At 46.7% G+C, this 19,387-nt stretch carries 18 protein-coding genes and 1 tRNA gene; 3 read left to right on the forward strand and 16 right to left on the reverse strand.

The features are described 5' to 3' along the window. Positions 1 to 331: 331 nt before the first annotated feature. From EIH22_RS02440 to EIH22_RS02455, 4 genes are read right to left on the reverse strand one after another with little or no spacing between them, the layout of a single operon-like run. Positions 332 to 628: a ferredoxin family protein gene (locus EIH22_RS02440; RefSeq protein ID WP_124054221.1), complete on the reverse strand. Its 297-nt coding sequence runs from the start codon at positions 626 to 628 to the stop codon at positions 332 to 334. Then, positions 628 to 1,926: an FAD-dependent oxidoreductase gene (locus EIH22_RS02445; protein ID WP_124054222.1), complete on the reverse strand. Its 1,299-nt coding sequence runs from the start codon at positions 1,924 to 1,926 to the stop codon at positions 628 to 630. Before EIH22_RS02445 ends, EIH22_RS02440 begins: the two co-directional genes overlap by 1 nt. 5 nt (positions 1,927 to 1,931) lie before the next feature. Then, a complete protein-coding gene (locus tag EIH22_RS02450; RefSeq protein ID WP_124054223.1) occupies positions 1,932 to 2,807 on the reverse strand; it encodes an electron transfer flavoprotein subunit alpha/FixB family protein in 876 nt (291 codons plus the stop codon). Positions 2,808 to 2,827: 20 nt separating this feature from the next. Beyond that, a complete protein-coding gene (locus EIH22_RS02455) occupies positions 2,828 to 3,589 on the reverse strand; it encodes an electron transfer flavoprotein subunit beta/FixA family protein (protein ID WP_124054224.1) in 762 nt (253 codons plus the stop codon). Between the two features lie 151 nt (positions 3,590 to 3,740). Between EIH22_RS02455 and EIH22_RS02460 the strand changes: the two genes are divergently transcribed. Next, the gene (locus EIH22_RS02460; protein WP_124054225.1) at positions 3,741 to 4,382 is read left to right on the forward strand and encodes a TetR/AcrR family transcriptional regulator; all 642 of its coding nucleotides are present in this window, start codon (positions 3,741 to 3,743) and stop codon (positions 4,380 to 4,382) included. 23 nt (positions 4,383 to 4,405) lie between these two features. Here the strand turns inward: EIH22_RS02460 and EIH22_RS02465 are convergent, their stop codons facing one another. The 11 genes from EIH22_RS02465 to EIH22_RS02515 all read right to left on the reverse strand — a co-directional run bounded on the left by EIH22_RS02465 (position 4,406) and on the right by EIH22_RS02515 (position 16,378). Then, on the reverse strand, positions 4,406 to 5,044 hold the full coding sequence (locus EIH22_RS02465) for an MBL fold metallo-hydrolase (protein WP_124054226.1): 639 nt from the start codon (positions 5,042 to 5,044) through the stop codon (positions 4,406 to 4,408). 2 nt (positions 5,045 to 5,046) lie between these two features. Further along, positions 5,047 to 6,390, reverse strand: a complete 1,344-nt coding sequence (locus tag EIH22_RS02470; protein WP_124054227.1) for an MFS transporter — start codon at positions 6,388 to 6,390, stop codon at positions 5,047 to 5,049. Positions 6,391 to 6,401: 11 nt separating this feature from the next. Then, positions 6,402 to 7,277, reverse strand: a complete 876-nt coding sequence (locus EIH22_RS02475; protein WP_124054228.1) for a MaoC/PaaZ C-terminal domain-containing protein — start codon at positions 7,275 to 7,277, stop codon at positions 6,402 to 6,404. Positions 7,278 to 7,293: 16 nt separating this feature from the next. Beyond that, positions 7,294 to 8,871, reverse strand: coding sequence for an AMP-binding protein (locus tag EIH22_RS02480; protein WP_124054229.1), 1,578 nt, complete (start codon positions 8,869 to 8,871; stop codon positions 7,294 to 7,296). Positions 8,872 to 8,964: 93 nt separating this feature from the next. Beyond that, positions 8,965 to 10,176: an L-carnitine CoA-transferase gene (caiB, locus tag EIH22_RS02485; protein WP_124054230.1), complete on the reverse strand. Its 1,212-nt coding sequence runs from the start codon at positions 10,174 to 10,176 to the stop codon at positions 8,965 to 8,967. A gap of 9 nt (positions 10,177 to 10,185) precedes the next feature. Next, positions 10,186 to 11,319 (reverse strand): crotonobetainyl-CoA dehydrogenase, encoded by a 1,134-nt coding sequence (gene caiA, locus EIH22_RS02490; protein WP_124054231.1) that lies wholly within the window; start codon positions 11,317 to 11,319, stop codon positions 10,186 to 10,188. Between the two features lie 22 nt (positions 11,320 to 11,341). Then, positions 11,342 to 12,313, reverse strand: a complete 972-nt coding sequence (aes, locus tag EIH22_RS02495; RefSeq protein WP_235001742.1) for an acetyl esterase — start codon at positions 12,311 to 12,313, stop codon at positions 11,342 to 11,344. A gap of 5 nt (positions 12,314 to 12,318) precedes the next feature. Then, positions 12,319 to 13,635, reverse strand: a complete 1,317-nt coding sequence (locus tag EIH22_RS02500; RefSeq protein WP_124054233.1) for an MFS transporter — start codon at positions 13,633 to 13,635, stop codon at positions 12,319 to 12,321. 496 nt (positions 13,636 to 14,131) lie between these two features. Next, entirely contained in the window at positions 14,132 to 15,112 is a 981-nt protein-coding gene (locus tag EIH22_RS02505; protein ID WP_124054234.1) for a ribose-phosphate diphosphokinase, read from the reverse strand. Positions 15,113 to 15,189: 77 nt separating this feature from the next. Next, the gene (locus EIH22_RS02510) at positions 15,190 to 16,260 is read right to left on the reverse strand and encodes an NTP transferase domain-containing protein (protein WP_124054235.1); all 1,071 of its coding nucleotides are present in this window, start codon (positions 16,258 to 16,260) and stop codon (positions 15,190 to 15,192) included. A gap of 47 nt (positions 16,261 to 16,307) precedes the next feature. Further along, a tRNA-Gln gene (locus tag EIH22_RS02515) sits at positions 16,308 to 16,378 on the reverse strand. A gap of 164 nt (positions 16,379 to 16,542) precedes the next feature. On the opposite strand from EIH22_RS02515, the gene EIH22_RS02520 reads away from it, so the two are divergent. Beyond that, entirely contained in the window at positions 16,543 to 17,511 is a 969-nt protein-coding gene (locus tag EIH22_RS02520) for an ABC transporter ATP-binding protein (protein ID WP_235001743.1), read from the forward strand. A 2-nt stretch (positions 17,512 to 17,513) separates the two neighbouring features. Then, complete coding sequence (locus tag EIH22_RS02525; protein WP_124054236.1) at positions 17,514 to 18,728, forward strand: ABC transporter permease; 1,215 nt, start codon at positions 17,514 to 17,516, stop codon at positions 18,726 to 18,728. Positions 18,729 to 18,862: 134 nt separating this feature from the next. Here EIH22_RS02525 and EIH22_RS02530 read toward each other — a convergent pair whose 3' ends face one another. Beyond that, positions 18,863 to 19,378, reverse strand: coding sequence for a MarR family winged helix-turn-helix transcriptional regulator (locus EIH22_RS02530; protein WP_200829147.1), 516 nt, complete (start codon positions 19,376 to 19,378; stop codon positions 18,863 to 18,865). Positions 19,379 to 19,387 lie beyond the last annotated feature (9 nt).

The following is a 19,387-nucleotide window of genomic DNA, read 5'->3' on the forward strand; positions in this document are numbered from 1 at the left end:
TAACGGAACATGGACGCCGTCTTTCAGACGTTCACTTGCTTCTTAACGAATGCATTCCAATGAGGAGCACGTTCACACAAGCTATTCCCTCGCCGAGGCAACTCTATAAGTTTACATACAAAAACCTTCGTGAAAAAACAGATGTGCGAACGTCACACTCTTTAAGAAATTACGGTTTTGTGTTCGCTTCAGAATTGAGTTAGCTAGCGAAGCCTGCACTATTGCTTATTAATTTAAAATGCTCCTTGGAAAAACTAGCCTGGTAGACAGGATCGTTTCCCAAGGAGCATTTCCTTTAGCAGAACTGTAGCCAATTATCTCGCAATGCTATTCAGCCTTCACGGAAGATAATTCCCATCGAGCTTTCCGGATAATGCCATTTCAACACACCCGGAGGAGCGACTGCCAAACAGGTGCCACACTCAAGGCAAGCCGCATATTCGATCGATATTGTTCCATCTGCTTCTTCTGCGTAAACGCGAGCTGGGCAAACTTGCACTAAGAGCTTTCCCGCTCCCGTTGATCGAGCTAACTCTTGATTGATTTCAATGTGCGAATTTTCTTCGTCGGTTTCATACATGTTACTGCCCAAACGCGCAGCAACGGTACCTGGTTCATATCGAGTCATTACATCGCCCTCACAGCATTAATCGCGATTTTTACTAAACGAACCATTGACATCTTCGACTTCTTAAAAGCACCCCACGCAACTGGGAGAATCCTCTTTCTAGGAGTCAAATCAAGGTTATACACGCCAAAGAACGTATCGGCTAGTAATTTTCCGACGTCACCATACATCTCTTTGGTGGTTTCTAAGAAATGTGGTGCTCGCTGGAAGGTTTCCATATCTTTGCCCAGCCAACTTTGTTCATATTCGCTCACGTAAGCTTCGAGCTTCGCTTGAGAATAATCCTCCGCAGCCAGAGCACTCGAGATTACTTTCGATGCACACACTGCACTTTGCGCAGCTAAATCCATACCACGAACTGTAAGTCCTGTATTCAAAGTGAATCCAGCAGCATCACCAATCACAACTAGACCATTACGAACCAAGTCATGTTGCATGGCTTTTCCACCCTCAGCAACCAAATGACAGCCATATTCGAGGAGTTCCCCGTCCTGCAAAAATGGAGCGATGAAAGGATGAGTTAGGAAATGATCATGAATATCTGCCGAAGCAAGCCCGCTCTGCTTCAAGTCCTCAAGCATCATCACAACACCGATGGAAATGGAATCCTTATTGGTATACATGAATCCGCCACCAGCAACACCTTGTGTGCAGTCGCCTACAATTGCGTAAGCAGCGCCTTCGTTATCGGAAAGGTTGAAACGTTCTTTGACTTTTTCCTCTCCGATTCGAATCACTGATTTAACGCCTACTCCTAGATGCGAAGCTGGTTCTTTTCCACGAATACCTGCATATTGCGAAAGGAAGGAATTAACTCCATCTGCCGCAACAACGATACGGGCTCGAAGGCTTTCATCGCCCGCACGAACTCCCACAAAATGGCCATCTTCCGAAATCAGCTCATCAACTTTGATTCCTGGCATGACTGTGACGCCGAGGTCTTCGCACTGCTCAGTCAACCAAGGATCAAGCTTTGCACGTAGTACACTCACGGCGTTTATCGGTTGCGCTAGACGCTTATCCCAATAGTCAACGTTTACAACAGATTCTTCGTTCATGAAGCTCAACGTATTGCGAGTAATAACCCGTTCAACTGGTGCTTCATCAGTAAAGTTTGGAAAAACCTGTTCCATTACTCGACTATAGAAGATACCTCCTGAAAGGTTCTTTGAACCAGGTTCAACGCCACGTTCAATTAACAGAACTTCGTGACCCTCTTTTGCCAATGAATAGGCGCAAACCGATCCTGAGATGCCACCGCCTACAACGATTACATCAAAATCATATTCTTCAGCCATTTTTCCTACTTCAATGCCTGCGTAAGTTCAGGCAAAACTGTGTAAAGATCGCCAACGATTCCGTAGTCCGCTTTTTCAAAAATTACCGCTTTGTCATCATTGTTGATTGCGATAACCGTCTTGGAATCGACCATTCCTGCAGTGTGCTGAATTTGCCCAGAAATACCAATAGCCACGTAAATATCTGGGGAAACGTGCTGTCCAGAAATACCAACATATGCATCGCGATCGAGCCATCCAGCTCCCTCTGCCAACGGACGCGAACAACCTAATTCCGCCTCCAACGCTTGAGCCAAATCGCGCGCTATATCGAGGTCTTCCTCTTTTGCGAAGCCGCGGCCAGCTGCCACGATTCGACGCGCAGATGCGAGATTAACCTTCTTGCCTTCGGAGGCATCAACGCTTGACACTGTTGCCGAATATGGTTCGACTGATTTATCAACCGCGTTTGCGCCATCACTTCCAGCCTCACCAGTACCGTCTATTACAGCGACGACGCCGGAAGAAAAAGCTACCTCTTCTTTAACAATTCCTCCAAACCGGAGGCGAGTAGCTGAACCAGCCGAAATTTCTTTCACTCCTGTCAATACAGGAGCATCCAGCGTTGCCGCAATGGCACCGGCTAGAACACGACCAGTTGCGGAGTTCACGCACAGAACGACATCGCCTTCCTCAACGTCATGGGCGAGTATTTCAGATATCGCACCCGCATATGCCTCAACCGGTACATTCGCACTAATTGGAACACGAATAACGTGATCTGCTCCGCTAATCTGAGCGTCCCCAGCCACAAGCACATTAACGTTGCCACCAATTTCTTTTGCGATTGAAATAAGGTTCGCAATTTGTTCGTCTTCACAAACAATCCAAGTATTAGCCATTTCTTTCACTCCCTAAAATCTCAAAGAATTCCGTCTGCACGCATTGCCGAAACAGCATCCATCACTGCAGTTTCTCCTAAGAACATTGCTTTTTTACGCTCTTTAAATTCTGGCTTCGCATACGAAATCACTCGCAGTTCTGCACCGGATTGATCAACATCAACGGTGGGAATAACTTCAACAGGTTTTTTACCCGCAGCTAGAATTTCTTTCATTGATGGAACCTTCGGAGTAAGAGCATCAGAAGTTGCCGAAATTACAACTGGCCCATCCACATGAATCGTCCGAGTTCCTCCACTCACCTGCTGAGTTACGGCAAATCCGCCATCGGTTTTCTCCACCGAAACTACATCTTGGAAGCAGGTCCACTTTAAAAAGCCTGCAACTAAGGCAGACATCATTCGTGCCCCCTCGTCTACGGAAGAGTCACCGGTAATCAGAATTTCTGCACCCTCGATTCCCGCAACAAGGTTCGCCAGCGCTTTCGCGACGCGAGTCGAATTCCACTTTGCAGTTTCGTCGTCGGCAAGGAGAATTCCGCGGTCAAATCCACGTGACATTGCAGCTTTCGTTGCTTTCGAACTTGCAACTTCAGCGGTTCCCACGCTAACACCAACCAGTTCTTCGCCAAGGGAATCAGCTAGATTTCTACCGAGTGAAATTGCAACTGGATCATAGTCACTTACACCTGACTTCGCCCGTGACCAATCCACTACACCCTCAGCACTTACAGCTGTATCCTGTGGGTTCGCTGCGTATTTATACGCCACAACAACAGTCATTTTATTCCTTTCATAATGATCGAACTATCTTGAAGCTCTCTCGTATTAATTTTTTGCGATTTTTCAATTTAGCTACGACTTTCGTCCAACTGTTCTATGCTTTAATAGTGGTTAACTCGTAGCAAGCCTCGAATCGAAAGTAGGGATTTATATGAATCTCACCTCCGTGCCTTCACAGCCTTGCCATCCGCGTCGTGTGGAAACAGATAACAAGATTTTGGATGCTACTCTGCGCTTATATGGCGAATGTGGGTGGTCCAGCTTTAATCTCACCAATGTTGCAGCAGAAGCCAAGATCGGAAAATCAGCACTGTATTCACGCTGGCCAACCAAAGACGCATTGCTTCCTGCAGCATTCCTTAACAAAATACGTGTACCGGAGGTTCTCCCTATAGACGTACGCACGATGTTGATATCAGAAGCCGAATATCGCCTCAATCTATACTTTGGTGAATATGGCAAAGCGGTAAGGCGCGTCCAGATTGATGCTTTCTCGTCGCAGGCACCAGCTCTCGCAACGGTTAATGAATATCTATTTGGCCAGCGTAAAAGGGTTCTCCATGACGAATTATGGGAACTAAAACTTAGCGGTAAAATCCCATCAGAAATGTCCATCACTCGGTTACTTGATGCGGTTTCGGGCTCAGTGCTCATGCGCTCAATCGAGCTTGCAAAGGAAAACGTGGAATGCTTCATTGGAAAGATTCCTCGGTATGCTGCTGAAATCGTGGACGACCAATTAACAGTGCTCCACCACGACAGTCACGAGCGAATGCTGCGAATCGTTTCATAATTATCTCCTTCACAAGCTGATCTTCACTGGAGGTTTTCGGAATCAGCACGGATCAAAAATGGATTGCGAGCAAACTCAGCACCAAGCAATGTTGCCGGACCATGCCCTGGCAACACGTGCATGAGCTGATCAAACTGAGCGAGTTTCCGTAAACTTTCACGCATATGAGTCATATTTCCGGTCTCATAATCTGTGCGACCATAGCCGAACGAAAATAACGTATCGCCAGTAAACATCTTGTTAGCTTTCTGATCCCATAAACAGATCGATCCAATCGTGTGACCAGGGGTCTCAATCACGGTAAGTGAATCGTCGCCTAGAACTATTCGATAGCCATCGTGAACCGGTACGTCAATTGCCGTCACTCTATAATCTGAGCCTTCATCTTCGAAGCCGGAGATACGAGGATTTGCAGCCCCGGGAACATCGGCTTCTCCAATGTAAATCGGCGCACCAGTTTTTTCTTTTAATTCGTTTACAGCACCAATATGATCCGAATGGCAGTGCGTCAGGATAATTCCTTTTACGTTTAAATGCTGAGTAAGTGCCAATACCAGATCAGGTTCCGCTCCTGGATCGATGACGAACGTTCCTGCGGTATTCGTCAAGATATAGCAGTTTGCACGGTAACTACCAACGGGAAAAGAAGTGATCTGAAACATCGCTATTTCTTCTTTCTTCCAGTGAAATTTTCAGCAGAAGTTTCAACGAGTGAAAGCCCCTTAGTCTCTGGAGCCCACACCATCGAAACAAGTAGACCTAGGAGTGAAATCACTGCTCCAGCCATCATTGTGGCGGAAAGTCCATATTTTTCTAGCGCAATTGGCAATACGTAAATCGATACAACTGTGGCTATGCGCGATAGTGACATCGCCACTCCCATCGCCGTTGCCCTTACACTCGTAGGGAACAATTCGTTTGGATAAAGCCATTGCAAGTTCCCTGGTCCTCCAGATGCTAAAGCGTAGACAATGAAACAGAAGATGACTCCGCCCATCGCTCCAGCAGGTAATACACCAAGGACTGCCATCGCTAGAGTCATCAGAGCAAAGCTCCATACGACGACGGGACGCCGCCCCCAATGTTCCGTTAGGATCATCGCTGGGATTGTACCGAGTAAGAAGAACATTCCAATGATGATCTCACCAATGAAGGATGCCTTTCCTTCCCCTAGCCCGAATTGATTGATAATCTGCGGACCATAGGTATAGATACCGAACATCGGTATTGCTTGGCACAACCAAATAATTGCCACAAAAATGACTCGCCACAAATAATTCTTCCGAAAAATGGTCGATAGCTTCGTGTTTTCACATGCTTCGTCGTCAACCACAACTGAGCGACCAAATACCGAGCGCATGATCGTTTCGGCCTCTTGCCCACGGCCTTTTGATTGCAACCACCGTGGCGATTCTGGAATTGACCAGCGTCCCAGCAAAATTATCAAACATGGAATCACCGAGCTTGCTAGCATCCAACGCCACCCATTAGGCAAATCAATCATGAAATACCCAACCAAGTAGGCCACGTTCGCTCCGAGGTACCACACAGCTGCAATGCTTCCCATCGACATAGCGCGAAAGCGGCGTGGTGTAAATTCTGCAATCATCGACGTGGCAATAGGGTAATCAGCACCAATTGCCACGCCGATTAAGAATCGCATCAGAAAAACTTGGAACGGCGAGGTTAAAAAGAAACACAGTACGGAGAGCAAACCAATTGTTACTACATCGACGACAAACATTTTCTTGCGTCCTAGAACATCGGTGATCCACCCACCTAGGAATGCTCCTAAGAACAGTCCCAGTAATGCCGCAACTCCAATCAATCCACTCCAATGTGAGTCGATCGATAGTTCTTTGCCCATAGGAACAAGGGCAACACCAATGATTGCAAGCACATACCCTTCGAGAAAAGGACCGCCACTAGAAAATACCGTCACTCTCTTGAGGAAACGAGTCATAGGTAAGTCGTCCAATTTAACTGGTTTTTCAACCTCGTAGTTCATCAGTTTTCTCCCTATTCGAACTCGATAATGCCCCAGTTAAGATGTGGTTTTGCTCCTGTCTGTTCAGCATCTGCATCAACTAGTGCAAATCGAAGTTCTCCTTCACCTACTTTCCATAATTTCGTTGTGAGAGTAGTTCCGGGCAGAACGGGAGAAGTAATACGAGTCTTGAAACGCTTAATTCGCTCTGGTTCCCCTGGCACAAACGCATTAATTGCATGGCGCATAACTACACCTGCATACGAAATTGCGTGCAAAATCGGGCGCGGCTGGTCATTCTTAGCTGCATATTCCCAATCGATGTGCTGTGGATGATAATCCCCAGACAAACGATAGATTAACGCTTGGTTCTCAGGAATCTTTTCCGTAACCTCTACGTCGGCTTCACGGTCTGGCATTTCAACGATATCCTTCGGTGGTTTCGGACCTCCCCAACCGCCGTCGTAGATAAGGCAATCCCAAGACTCGTTTGTAAAAAGCAAATTTCCATCGGAATCATAAGAATCTCCGATATGCTGGGCAAGCAAACCTCTGCCTTCACCACGGTCATAAAGACCTTCAAGTTTTACATGGGTTTCAATGTGGTCAGCCATTTTTGTAATTGGCTGGTGGAATTTAATATCAAATCCCCAATGAAGCGAGCCAGCGTAGTTGTATCCGTAATCGATGGTTCTGGTCACTGCGGAATCAACAATGAGCATCGCGCCATACATCGGCAACACTTTGAGTTGAGGATTTCTTTCATCTCCTTCGTTCAAATACTCGAGACCATCTTTACCATCTATACCTGCCCCACAGCCGAGTGCGAATAATTCCAAATCACGGAATGTGTAATCATGAGGAAACGGACCGAAAGTCTTTCCCACCATTTCTGTATTAATAGCCATGTCTATCCTTCCATAGTCATTTCAGTAGTTTTCGTCGAACTTTTCCGTATTGTCCGCGGGGAAGTTCATCAATAAAAGTGACAATCGTTGGCACTTTAAAATATGAGAGTCTTTTTCGGGCATATTCGATAATCTGCACCGCTGTTAATTCCGCACCCTGCTTGAGCACAACAAAAGCTTTTACAGCTTCATCACTGATGGGATCAGGAACACCAACTACACAAACTTCAGCTATCCCTGGGCACTGGCTTAAAACACGTTCGACTTCCAAAGCAGAAACGTTTTCACCAGCACGTTTGATTAATTCTGACCTTCTTCCCAGATAGAAGTACCAACCATCGGCGTCCTTATAGGCGATGTCACCCGAGTTATACCAGCCATCAACAAGCGTTCTGGCAGTCTGCGTCGGATCTTGCCAGTACCCAGCCATCAGCGTTTTGCCAGGTACACCCTTAATCCAAAGGGTTCCAGGGGTTTTCGAAGAAACAGGTCTTCCGTCGTCGTCTCTAATTTCAGCGTCATAGCCAGTTCCTATTTTTCCGATTGACGGCCAGTTGCGTTTTTCACCGGGAAGATCGGTGATGACGCCCACCAAAGATTCGGTGGATCCGTAGTTGTTAAGTAGTCGAACTCTAAAACGTTTTTCGAAAGCAAGTTTCTCGGAGTCTAAAAGAGGCAAGAAATAATGCACTTCTCGAATATTATGATTCTGTTCTCCTGGGCTTTGCGGTTGAAGCAAAATCGTCCGAACCATCATCGCCATCGATTGAATAAGTGTTGCTTGGTGCCTTTGAACACTCTTCCAGAAGGTTGTTGCAGAATAACGTTTAAATAGGATTAACGTTGCTCCTGCTGTGATCACAGGTAACAGAGCTGACAGTTGGAAATTAACATGAGACACAGCCATAGCAGTTGCATAGCGGTCACTTGAGGTCATTGAGAGTTCCCAATTGACATATCTACCCGCATGAACAAAGTTATATTGAGTCAGCATCACTCCTTTCGGTGCAGACGTTGTTCCAGAAGTCATCATGATCTCAGCCAGCTCGTTTTCAGCGGGAATGCCACCAACATCCAATTGCGCTGATGCGCATTGGTTTTCTCCGACGACGAGCTCCGCTACGTAGGGAACACCTTTTTCTTCTTGCTTTTTAGAAAATTCATCAAGATGAATGAAATATGCGTTCTGAATTTTTTCATTCAGCTCAGGGTAGGAATTGAGGTCTTGGAGTTTTGCCGAAATTGCCAGAGTGGTCACAACAATTTTTGGCTTTGTAAACTTGATGCAGTAGTCAATTTCTTCCTCCGACGACATTTCGTTCATAGGCACGAGGACGGCACCAATTTTACTGAGTGCAAGATGTAGTGCTACAAATTCAACTGAATTTCCTAAAAGCACTAATACGCGATCACCGAAATTGATTCCTCGACCAATAAGAATCCGACTAACAGAATCTGTGAGAGCATCAAATTCTTCATAGGTGTAGGTAAGGATAACTCCGCAATCAGGATCCTCATAAACCAGAAACTCACGGTTTGCTTGAGCAATACATTGATCTGCCCAAACTTCACGAAGTCTCATTTTTTCAGTCATGGTCAACACCTAGAGCTTGACGCTCTCCTCTTTCTTGCTCTATGTAGTCGGTGGTAAGTGGTTGCTCACCAGAATCGGAGCAACCACTTACTCTCAGTTCTCGTTTGTCTTTACAGTGCCGTTTTCAATGAGCTTTTCAATATAGTCAACCGGCAAGCCCGCACGCATAAGCACATCACGCGTATCCTGCCCAAGTTGGGGCATTGGTCGCCAAAATGCTCCAGGATTACGTGCAAATTTAGGGAATGTATTAAGTCCCTTAACCGAGGTGCCGTCTTCCTTCATCCATTCGATGTAGCATTCGCGTTGTTTAACGTGATCAGCTGCGAGAATATCATCAAACTCATTAACTACTTGAGCCGCAATTCGATTGGCAACGAAATCACGCTGAACATCGTATTTTGAGCGTTCCTTAAGGTAAGCCTCAAGTTTATCTTCAATTAGTTGTGCCTTAGAACCACTCAGCCAAAGCGCAGCGGTATCCTCAGGGTATTCTTCACTTCCCCACAACTCCCCCAGACCTATTTCTTCAAGCAAATACTTATTCTGTGGCACACCGTAGAGACAAAGACCAATAAACCCGTCTTGGCATTCATAAATCCCGATACCACAGAGATTTTGGTGCCTTGCACCTGGCCTAGGATAACGAATACCTTCATTGAGATAATCCATCATATAGTAGGTACCTACTCGCAATAATGTTTCATACATTGCAAGATCAATACTTTCGCCTTCACCTGTCTTTTCGACTCGATGCAGTGCTGCCAAAGATGAAGAAATAATCATTAACGAGTTAATATAGTCACCCAAATATGGAGAAATATTCGTTGGCTGTTCTTGAGTTCCGTTCTGTGCAATGATACCCGCGTAAGCGGCTACGGTAAGGTCGTAAGCAGCAGAATTAACTTGAACGTCGTCGCCCCACTGCCCAAAACCAGACACATGCACAATCACCAATTTTGGATTGATCTCCCATAGGAATTCATCGGTAATTCCTTTTCTGGCGTAAACAGGACCTTTTGACGATTCGATGAAGATATCGGCATCTTTTACTAGCGCGCGAAGAACTTCTTTTCCTTCATCCGTGAATGGATTCATTGAAATTGAACGCATATTGCGGCGTTCCATCTCTTTCGTCCACTTGGTATCACGCATGGAATCTCCCGTCCATACGTTTTCAACCCAAGTAACATCGGCTCCCCATTCAGCCATAATTGCTGCCGCCGTAGGTGCCGCAATTTCAACCGCCGAATAGACCACTTTAACATCGTCTAATACACCAAAAGATGGTTTGTTAAACTCCACAGCTCCTCCTTAGCGATAGTCACGAAGCGCTGCTCGACCGGCAGTCAAAATCATCATTTCATCGGTGCCGCCAGAAACACGATCCACTCTCAAGTCTCGGAAGAAGCGTTGTACGCGATGTTCACCTGTAATTCCGACGCCGGAAAGCACCTGGAGCGCATCGTCTACAACAGCGAAAGCCGCATTTGCACAATAATATTTCGCCATTGAGCAATCACCGCGTCCAAGCAAGCCATTTTCTTGCTTCCATGCAATTTCATAAAGCATGTTGCGCATATTGGTTAAGCGAATTTTCATCTCTGCAAATTTAAGCTGGATCAGCTGATAACGACCGATAGCTTCACCGCCTTGAACACGGAGATTCGCGTAACGAGCGGCATCTTCGAAGGCACAATATGCCTGTCCATAGTTCGTTAGAGCAACAAGGAAACGCTCAAGATCAAAGTCTTGTACGCCACGACGGAACGCATTTCCTTCAGTTCCAAAGAAATCTTTTTCTTCTAGTTCTACGTTGTTGAAGTACACTTCAGCACACGAGTCCATTCGTAGACCCAACTTGTGGAGAGGCTCGCGAGTAATTCCTTCTTTCGTCATATCAACGAAGAACTCCGAGTAAACATCCATGTTGTCGGCATCACGAGCCATCACGATAAGATATGGAACTTTCATCGCAGAAGTTTGGAACGTCTTGTGTCCGTTAAGAATGATTTTTCCCTCAACGCGGCGGTATGTTGTTCTCATATCTGACCATGACGAACCTGCGCTCGGTTCAGTCATTGCATAATTGAGCACTTGCTTACCAGTTCCTAAGTAAGAAAAGATTGCTTCCTTCTGTTCTTCTGTACCCTCACGCAAAACCGTTCCTAATCCAGGAAGCTGGTAAAGAACGTATGTTGGTGCACCAGCACGACCGAGCGCTTCATAAACGGCAGTAAGCGAAAGCCACCCTTGCTCTAATCCATCATGTTCTTCTGTAAGAAGAATTCGATCAAAACCCAGATCGCAAATCGCCTTTACCCATTTTTCGGGGTACTCAGAATTTTCTTCACACTCTCGGAAATAGTTTTCCCAATTTTCCGTTTCCATTAGCTCGGTGAATCCTTCCACCATAAGCTGCTGCTCTTCGTTAAGCGAGAAATCCATATTTCTGTCTCTTTCCTTTGTTTTATTTCCGTAATAGATGACGCCGCTGGAAGAACTCCGCTGCGTGTATTAATGCTTCGCCCGCCGCATCAACCATTTTGGAGTAATGCAAAAAGGCATGAATTACACCCGGGATAACATCTAGTTCCACGGATTTGTTACATATTTCAAGCATTTTGGCCAATGCTTTTGAGTCGTCGATCAGCGGATCAAGCTCAGCAGCCATTACATAAGTTGGTGGCATTGTTTTACTCATGTCGTTACTGAGGAGATCCACGTACGGTTTCGAATATTCTTCGGGACCAGCAAGTGCAAGATCCTTATAGTATTGAAAATCTTCGCGAGTCAGACCGTCCCATTCACCGCCCATAAGTCGCGCAGAAACAGAATCTTGGAGGCCAAACCAGCCGTAGAATAGGAGCAATGAGCTGATAAAGCCCGAGATATTTTCTTTATCTCGCAACATAAAGTAGGTACCAAGGGCGATATGAGCACCACCGGAGTCTCCCGCTAGAGAGATATCTTCTACATCAATTCCCCATTTGCCACCGTGCACATGAAGGTATTGAATTACGTCTACGTTTTCCTCAACAGGTTGAGGATAGACTGCTTCAGGAGCAAGCGTATAATCCACGGAAGCTACGATCGAGCCAGACTCGTGGGCTAATATACGTGTAATTCGATCATGAGTATCGCAATTTCCAAGTACCCATCCACCTCCATGTGTAAAAACAATAAGTGAATGATCATTTATCTTAGATGGGAAATAAAGGCGGACCGGAACTTTTCCGTGTCGAGTAGGAATTAACGTGTCAATCGTCTTTTCCATCTCCGGACCGCCTTCATTCCAAAACGCGCGTTCTTTATTGTAGGCAAGCCGTAGTTCTTCATAACTTTGATCTGTGGAATATGCACCTTCAGAATTCAGTTTTGCTATTTTAACTGCATCATTAATTTGGCTTGACCACATCGATGGAACGTCGAGTTTATTCATTATGATTACTCTCCAGCAATCGCTTCGGCTTGAATTTGTTCTTCTGCAACTGCAAGTTTCTTTTCATTTTTCTTGACGTACGCAATAAGAATTACAGCCAAAATACCAGCCATTACTGCAGATCCAGCAAGAATCATAAAGATCTGAGGATAGGCATCATTACCTTTTGCATCAATCATTCCACCAAACCAAGTTGAAGAGAACGTATCAGGAAGGAATCCCACAACAGAAAGAATTCCTGTTGCAGAACCAAATACTGAAAGTGGAACTTTACCTTCGGTCAACTGCGAAGAAACAATTCCGAATACACCATTTGCTAGGAAGCCCAAGAGCACGACGACCACAGCTGCAAGGATCACCATTACGGAGGTAGTAGGTAATACCGTAAATACCAGTACCAATCCTGCGGTAATAATAGAACCGACTGCGATTACTTTCGACGGCGAACCAACCGCTTTCGCAATGAATCCAAAGACTGGTCCTGACAGAAGTGTTACACCATAGGTTCGAAGAACCGAAACAAAAGTAACGACGCCTAAAGAAGCTCCCATTACTCCCGAAAGATAAGGGGTCGTGTAGTTCACGCCTGTGTAATAGAAATAGACAAAGAACATGCAGCCAGCGGATAGCCAAACAACTGGGTTACGCAACGCTAGTAATGCAGAACTCAGGTTGAATGCTGATTCTCCGGTAACAATTTCGCCTTCAAACTTTGGAATAAATAGGTAAGAAAGGATGCCAAGGATTAAAATAAGCGTGGCAAGCACAGCAATCATAAATTGCACGCCAAAGCCGATGTTGTCCGCCCAAATTTTGACAACTGCAATCTGCAGAAAACCAATAACGAGCCCTGCAGCTCCATAGATTCCGTAGGAAACTCCAATATTTCGGGAATACGAATCTTCCTCGGAGATTAGACGTACTAGCTTGAACCGAATACCCCACCAAATAAGGATCGTTGTGATACCCATTCCAACAAACACAAACATTAGTGTGGTGATGCTTGGAAGCATGGCGTAAATATAAGTAAGAATTGCGGTGGTTGTGAATCCAACCCACGCAAGAGTACGTACACGGACTTTATCCGCTACGATTCCAGACGGTAAGTAACAAATAGTGGCAGTTAATGCATATGCGGATAGCATCATTCCAAGATCAGCATTAGTTGCGTCAAGGGAACGCATAAGCGGATCATAGAAAACGTTCTTAAGATATGCTGGCGAATAAATAATTGAGCTACCCATGGACACGAGGATCAAAAGGAAGATCCGGTGACCTTTACTGAGATCGCTTGGTTTAACCTCTCGGCGCAACGAAATCATGCTAGTGCCTTTCTCGGCAGGTGGAAAAGATGAATGTGTAGCTTTTTCAAAACCATCAAAAGAGACTTCCATTGGGTTCTTGGCAAAAAGGCAACACAAAATACCACTCGGAAACGAAGTGGGGTTTTTAATATCGGACGGTTTCCGTCCGTTCTTAATTTCGGAGCCTGTGTTTTCCCGCTCAATCGGCGGTGAAAACCACCCGAATCAAAATTCCGTCGTTGGACGCAGTTCGGAGGCATGAAAGTATGCCAGCTCACAACTTTAAAGTAGCACGATCATTCTTCAAGCAATAGGACTTTTGTCTAAAAGGGCGTTGTTTCAAGCAAAATCCTCATTAAAATAGCAGGTGAAAAATACTATTCCTTCGGATTAATCGAATCAAACTCCATTGACTTCCATCATCTAGAAAATAGTTGTGGGGAGGGTACGCGATGTACTGCGCACCCTCCCCACAACTAACTCCCTATTAATTCAGGAGCATGTAAACGCGTGTCTAGAAAGCTCCGTCAAATAGCGAAGTTACCGAACCGTCGTTGAATACTTCTTCAATGGCGTTGGCAAGAACAGGTGCAATCGGAAGAATCGTAAGTTGCGGGAAACGCTTCTCAGGCCCGATCGGCATAGTGTCTGTAACAATAAGCTCACGTAATCCACACTCAGCCAATCGGTGTGGGGCAGGATCCGAAAGAACACCATGCGTAGCCGCAACGATAACATCTTTGGCACCAGCTTCTAGAACCACCCGAACCGCACCGGTGATCGTTCCGGCGGTGTCGATCAAGTCGTCCACGATAACTGCCGTCTTCCCAGCTACATCTCCTACTACACGGTTTGCAACCGCTTGGTTCGGCTGGGATATATCACGGGTCTTGTGAACAAATGCGAGTGGAACTCCACCTAGGCGCTCACCCCACTGCTCAGCTACCTTGATTCGGCCAGCATCAGGGGAAACAAGAACAGTGTTGTTAACATCAATGCGAGTACGAACGTATTCGACCAAGGTAGGCATCGCCCACAGGTGGTCAACCGGCCCGTCAAAGAAGCCTTGAGTTTGAGACGCGTGAAGATCAACGGACATGATTCGATCCGCACCCGCCGTCTTAAATAGATCGGACATGAGTCGAGCAGAAATCGGTTCGCGTCCCTTGTGCTTCTTGTCTTGACGTGCATATGGGTAGGAAGGAAGAACCACTGTGATGCGTTTTGCCGACGCGCGCTTGGCGGCATCACACATAATTAGTGCTTCCATGATCCATTTGTTCACTGGGTTAGTGATCGATTGGATAATGAAAACATCTGTACCGCGCACAGATTCATCGAAACGCACGTAGGTTTCCGAGTTCGCAAATTCATAAGCGATAACAGGAACAAGATCAATTCCTAGCTCGTCGGCAACCGCCTTTGCGAGTTCCGGATGTGCTCGGCCAGAGGCTAAAACTAAATGCTTTTCACCGCTGGTGTGAATTCCCGTCATCGTGCGTCCCATTCCTTATGTGATTAGTTGTTCAAGGGTTAAATCACTTAAATGCCGCACGGAGCGGCAATTCAAGCCTACTCCGTTTCGGAAACCGAGACTGTAAAAGCCGCCAGTTTCTCATCTGCCGGAATATTCGTTCCGGCAAGCACTGAGTGCGGAACGACCGCCCGCTTACCTACGCGCACATTGCGTAGCTCCGTTTGCGGCCCAATAACCGCAAATTCCTCGATATGAGTCGATCCCCGCAGAATTGTTCCCGGCTCTATTACCGCATCTGGTTCAATCGTTACATCGACGTCAATCGTCGTCGTGCTTGGATCGATAATGGCGACGCCGGTGCGCATCCAAGCCTCAAGGATGCGGCGATTCTTTTCCGCGCGAAGCGTTGCAAGCTGAACGAGGTCGTTTACTCCTTCAGCTTGGATAGAATCTGCCAAAACGTAGGAACCCACACCAGCCTCAAGCGAAGCGGCCCGAGCAATAACGTCCGTTATGTACATTTCCCCTTGGACGTTATCGGTGCCAAGAGTCTCAAGTGATTCACGAAGGAACTGAGCATCAAAAATATAGGTGGACGTACCGATTTCAGATATCTGGCGTTCCAAATCGGTAGCGTCGTTTTCTTCAACAATACCGACTACACTTCCGGTTGCCTGCGGAGTGCGGTCAGCTTCTTCTGAACCAGGCGTGGCAGCACGCAAAATTCGACCATAGCCGTGTGGGTTCTCTACTTTTGTGGAAAGAACAGTGACGGCGTTTCCATCGTGAGCAGCGAGCAGATCGGCCAGTGCTTCCGAGGTAAACATCGGAGAATCGCCTGCAAGAACAAGGATTGGACCCTGAAGGTCAGCTGGAAGCACCTGCATACCGCACCAGGCTGCTCGTCCGGTTCCCTTGATATCATCTTGATCTGCAATAAGTGCTTCGGGATTAATAGAGTTGAGATGGGAAACAACTTGATCACGTTCGTGGCGCACTACAAAAACAGTGAAGTCAGGGCTTAATTCGCGAACCGCATCATTGGCGTGTCCGACCAAGGTGCGACCACACATCTCAAGAAGAACCTTTGGGGTCTGTGACTTGATACGGGTACCTTTACCCGCAGCTAGGATAATTGCCGCAACTAATCCTTTACCCTGAGTCACGCTTCCTCCTGGCTATTGATGCCAAACACCATGAACAGGCATTTTCGCTCCGCCACTAGGATTCGAACCTAGACTAAGGGTTCCAAAGACCCGTGTGCTGCCTTTACACCATGGCGGATTACGGAATTAATTGTGCCAGTAATCCCTTGCACTTTTCCAATCGGATTGTAAATTGTGGGATGCAAAACGTTCACCTGGTGTTTACGCTTATCCGTTGATATCCGATTTATACGTTAAACTGAGAATTGCTATATCTAAACAGCAACCCTTTGAGGAGCAACGTTGACCCTTTATATCAACGATCTGCACAAAACGTTCGGATCGACGAAAGCACTCAACGGCATGACGTTCTCAGTAACTCCCGGCGAACTCTTTGGGTTTGTTGGGTCGAACGGTGCCGGAAAAACCACGACTATGCGAATAATCCTCGGCGTTCTGCAGAGTGATTCGGGCGAGGTTTTGCTCGATGGTAAGCCTCTTACGTTTACTGATCGCCAGAAGTTCGGATACATGCCAGAAGAACGCGGTCTTTATCCACGCATGAAAGTAGGCGAACAACTCGAATACCTCGCGATTTTGCAAGGACTTTCTCCTCAAGATGCCCACAAGGCAATGGAATACTGGACTGATCGGCTTGGAGTTGCCGCTCGGCGAGGCGACCAAGTCCAGGCACTTTCCTTGGGTAATCAGCAACGTGTTCAGCTAGCAGCAGCACTCATCCATAACCCTTCGTTTTTGGTGCTAGACGAACCTTTTTCAGGACTTGACCCGATCGCCGTCGAAGCAATGAGCAATGTGCTGAAGGAAAAGATCAAAGACGGCGCAACCGTCCTTTTCTCCTCCCATCAGCTCGACCTTGTTGAGCGTCTCTGTGATCGAGTGGGAATCTGTTCGCAGGGCCGCATCGTTTCTGAGGGAACGATTGATGAGCTTCGCCGGACCGATACCCTGCTTTACGATGTTAAGTCCGACGCCGAACCCACGGTTCTCTCTCAAGCATTGCTCCCACTTGGAGTTACAAGCACGCAGGTTGGCGATCACACTTTGCGCATCACTCTCCCTAACGGAGTTGATGATCAACAGGTTTTGCGTGCTGCGCTCAATGTTGGAGCCGTCCACGAATTTTCAACCTACCGCCCACACTTAACCGAGATGTTCTCGAATGTTGTGAGTGTTCCGGCTTCTACCGAAGAAACGATATCTGAACCAAAGAAGAAGTCCGGTCTAGCTGGTCTTTTCGGGAGGAAGTGACGATGCTAAAGCACATCATTAAGCGCGAATTCAAGGTACTTGCAGGCGCAAAAGCCCAGCGTATTGGAACGGTTGTTACCGTAATCTTAATTTTGGCAGGTGGAATTGCCGGAAAATACTTCAGCGAAAAGTATTCAGACGATTCTCCGTCGGATCATTCCACAGGTTTCACAATTGGTGTCACTGAAGACATGATGCCCTACGCATCTAGTCTTGGTGCTACCGGAATAATTGAAGTCGAGGGTATCAAGCAAAGTGAAGCGAAAGAGTGGCTGAAGAATCAGAGCAATTCTGCGAGTGCCAAGCCATCGGCAGTCTTGACTGGAACTCCCGATAAGCCAGAAATTATTCAAAGCGAAGACCAAGGTCAAGACGTAAACAAGGCCATGGTATCGGTGATCTCCCAAGTTTCTGTGCTCAACACAGCAGATCGGGTTACGGGGCCTCTAACAAATGAAGCAGAGATGGCGATTAAGCAAGCTCTCACCCCCAAAGTCACTACCATTCCTTCAGAGGGTAAGAACCTTATTGAAACAAACCCCGCAGCATATTTCGCTAGCCTCGCTACACAGATGTTCCTCTTCTTTGCTGTAATAACGGGCCTATCCACAATCAGTATCGGTGTGGTTGAAGAGAAGTCATCTCGGGTTGTGGAAATCCTTCTTTCGGCGGTGAAACCAAGAACTTTACTCCTCGGAAAAATCCTTGGAATTGGTGCATTCATTCTCTTGCAAATGGTTATTTACGTCGCTACCGGAATTGTTGCACTGAAAATCGCTGGGGTCTCGACTTCCTTTGATCTTGGGTCAACAGTTATCTGGGTTTTCGTGTGGATAATTTTGGGCTTCTTTACATTTACGACGATCGCTGGCGCACTTGCCGCAACCGTCTCACGTCAAGAGGACCTCGGCGCTATCACGGGACCATTCACAATGTTCATGTTCGTGCCATTCTACCTAGGTCTTTTCCTTGTTCCAGCACAGCCTGATTCATTGCTTACGAAAATTTTCTCCTTCATCCCTGGCTTCACGCCTTTCATGATGCCAGTACGCCAGGCATATGGAGTGGTAGGAACCAGCGAGATGATTGCCGCTGTTGCTGTGGGTATCGTTGCTGTTTACTTGCTGTCAATACTGGCAGGGCGAATCTATTCAAACTCAATCCTTCATATGGGTAAGCGTCTAAAGCTTCGCGAAGCGCTGAGCTCAAAGCACTGATTCAAACAACCACTAATCAATCTGGGGGGCATCGCGCACTATCTGGCGTGATTCCCCCCCCAGATTACATTCCATAGATCAGAACTATTAATGGGAACTAATCACCATAAAGGCCCTGTCAAGAAGAATTTTCGCTACTCGGAATCCATCCGCTCGAGGATCGTCCGAATCACGGTCACCGCAGCTTTATTATCACCTGGTTCAATACCGTCGATGAGAGATCTTTCCACCACTAGGAGCGCTTCCATTGCCTTATCCACAGCAGAAATCCCGTTTTCAGTTGCTACAACATAAACCACGCGCCCGTCGCTCGGCTCAGATACGCGACTAACGAAACCATGCTCAACCATTCGGTCAATGCGATTAGTGATAGTCCCCGAGGAAACCAAGGTTTCTTGCATGAGTTGCCCAGCAGTTAGCCGAAAAGGCTCACCTTGCCGCCTCAGCGCGGACAGCATTTCAAATTCCCAAGTTTCAAGCCCAAATTCACCGAACGTTGAACGACGGATCCGATCTAAATGCCTGCCCAATCTTAACAATCGCGAAAACAGCGCGAGCGGGCGTGCATCAAGATCAGGGCGTTGATCCTCCCAAGCTGCAACGATGTGGTCGACTTCGTCTCCCACCGGCACATTTTCTTGACTACTCACAATCCTGAT

This window comes from Arcanobacterium ihumii (assembly GCF_900604515.1).
GTDB classification, from domain to species: domain Bacteria; phylum Actinomycetota; class Actinomycetes; order Actinomycetales; family Actinomycetaceae; genus Arcanobacterium_A; species Arcanobacterium_A ihumii.

Excerpts from the sequence above, each read along its gene's own strand:
- EIH22_RS02525 (WP_124054236.1), top strand. The coding sequence starts at position 17,514 with ATGCTAAAGCACATCATTAAGCGCGAATTCAAGGTACTTGCAGGCGCA.
- caiA (WP_124054231.1), bottom strand. The coding sequence starts at position 11,319 with ATGGATTTCTCGCTTAACGAAGAGCAGCAGCTTATGGTGGAAGGATTC.
- aes (WP_235001742.1), bottom strand. The coding sequence starts at position 12,313 with ATGAATAAACTCGACGTTCCATCGATGTGGTCAAGCCAAATTAATGAT.
- EIH22_RS02470 (WP_124054227.1), bottom strand. The coding sequence starts at position 6,390 with ATGAACTACGAGGTTGAAAAACCAGTTAAATTGGACGACTTACCTATG.
- EIH22_RS02440 (WP_124054221.1), bottom strand. The coding sequence starts at position 628 with ATGACTCGATATGAACCAGGTACCGTTGCTGCGCGTTTGGGCAGTAAC.
- EIH22_RS02480 (WP_124054229.1), bottom strand. The coding sequence starts at position 8,871 with ATGACTGAAAAAATGAGACTTCGTGAAGTTTGGGCAGATCAATGTATT.
- EIH22_RS02455 (WP_124054224.1), bottom strand. The coding sequence starts at position 3,589 with ATGACTGTTGTTGTGGCGTATAAATACGCAGCGAACCCACAGGATACA.
- EIH22_RS02460 (WP_124054225.1), top strand. The coding sequence starts at position 3,741 with ATGAATCTCACCTCCGTGCCTTCACAGCCTTGCCATCCGCGTCGTGTG.
- EIH22_RS02465 (WP_124054226.1), bottom strand. The coding sequence starts at position 5,044 with ATGTTTCAGATCACTTCTTTTCCCGTTGGTAGTTACCGTGCAAACTGC.
- EIH22_RS02475 (WP_124054228.1), bottom strand. The coding sequence starts at position 7,277 with ATGGCTATTAATACAGAAATGGTGGGAAAGACTTTCGGTCCGTTTCCT.
- EIH22_RS02505 (WP_124054234.1), bottom strand. The coding sequence starts at position 15,112 with ATGACGGGAATTCACACCAGCGGTGAAAAGCATTTAGTTTTAGCCTCT.
- EIH22_RS02445 (WP_124054222.1), bottom strand. The coding sequence starts at position 1,926 with ATGGCTGAAGAATATGATTTTGATGTAATCGTTGTAGGCGGTGGCATC.
- EIH22_RS02500 (WP_124054233.1), bottom strand. The coding sequence starts at position 13,635 with ATGATTTCGTTGCGCCGAGAGGTTAAACCAAGCGATCTCAGTAAAGGT.
- EIH22_RS02450 (WP_124054223.1), bottom strand. The coding sequence starts at position 2,807 with ATGGCTAATACTTGGATTGTTTGTGAAGACGAACAAATTGCGAACCTT.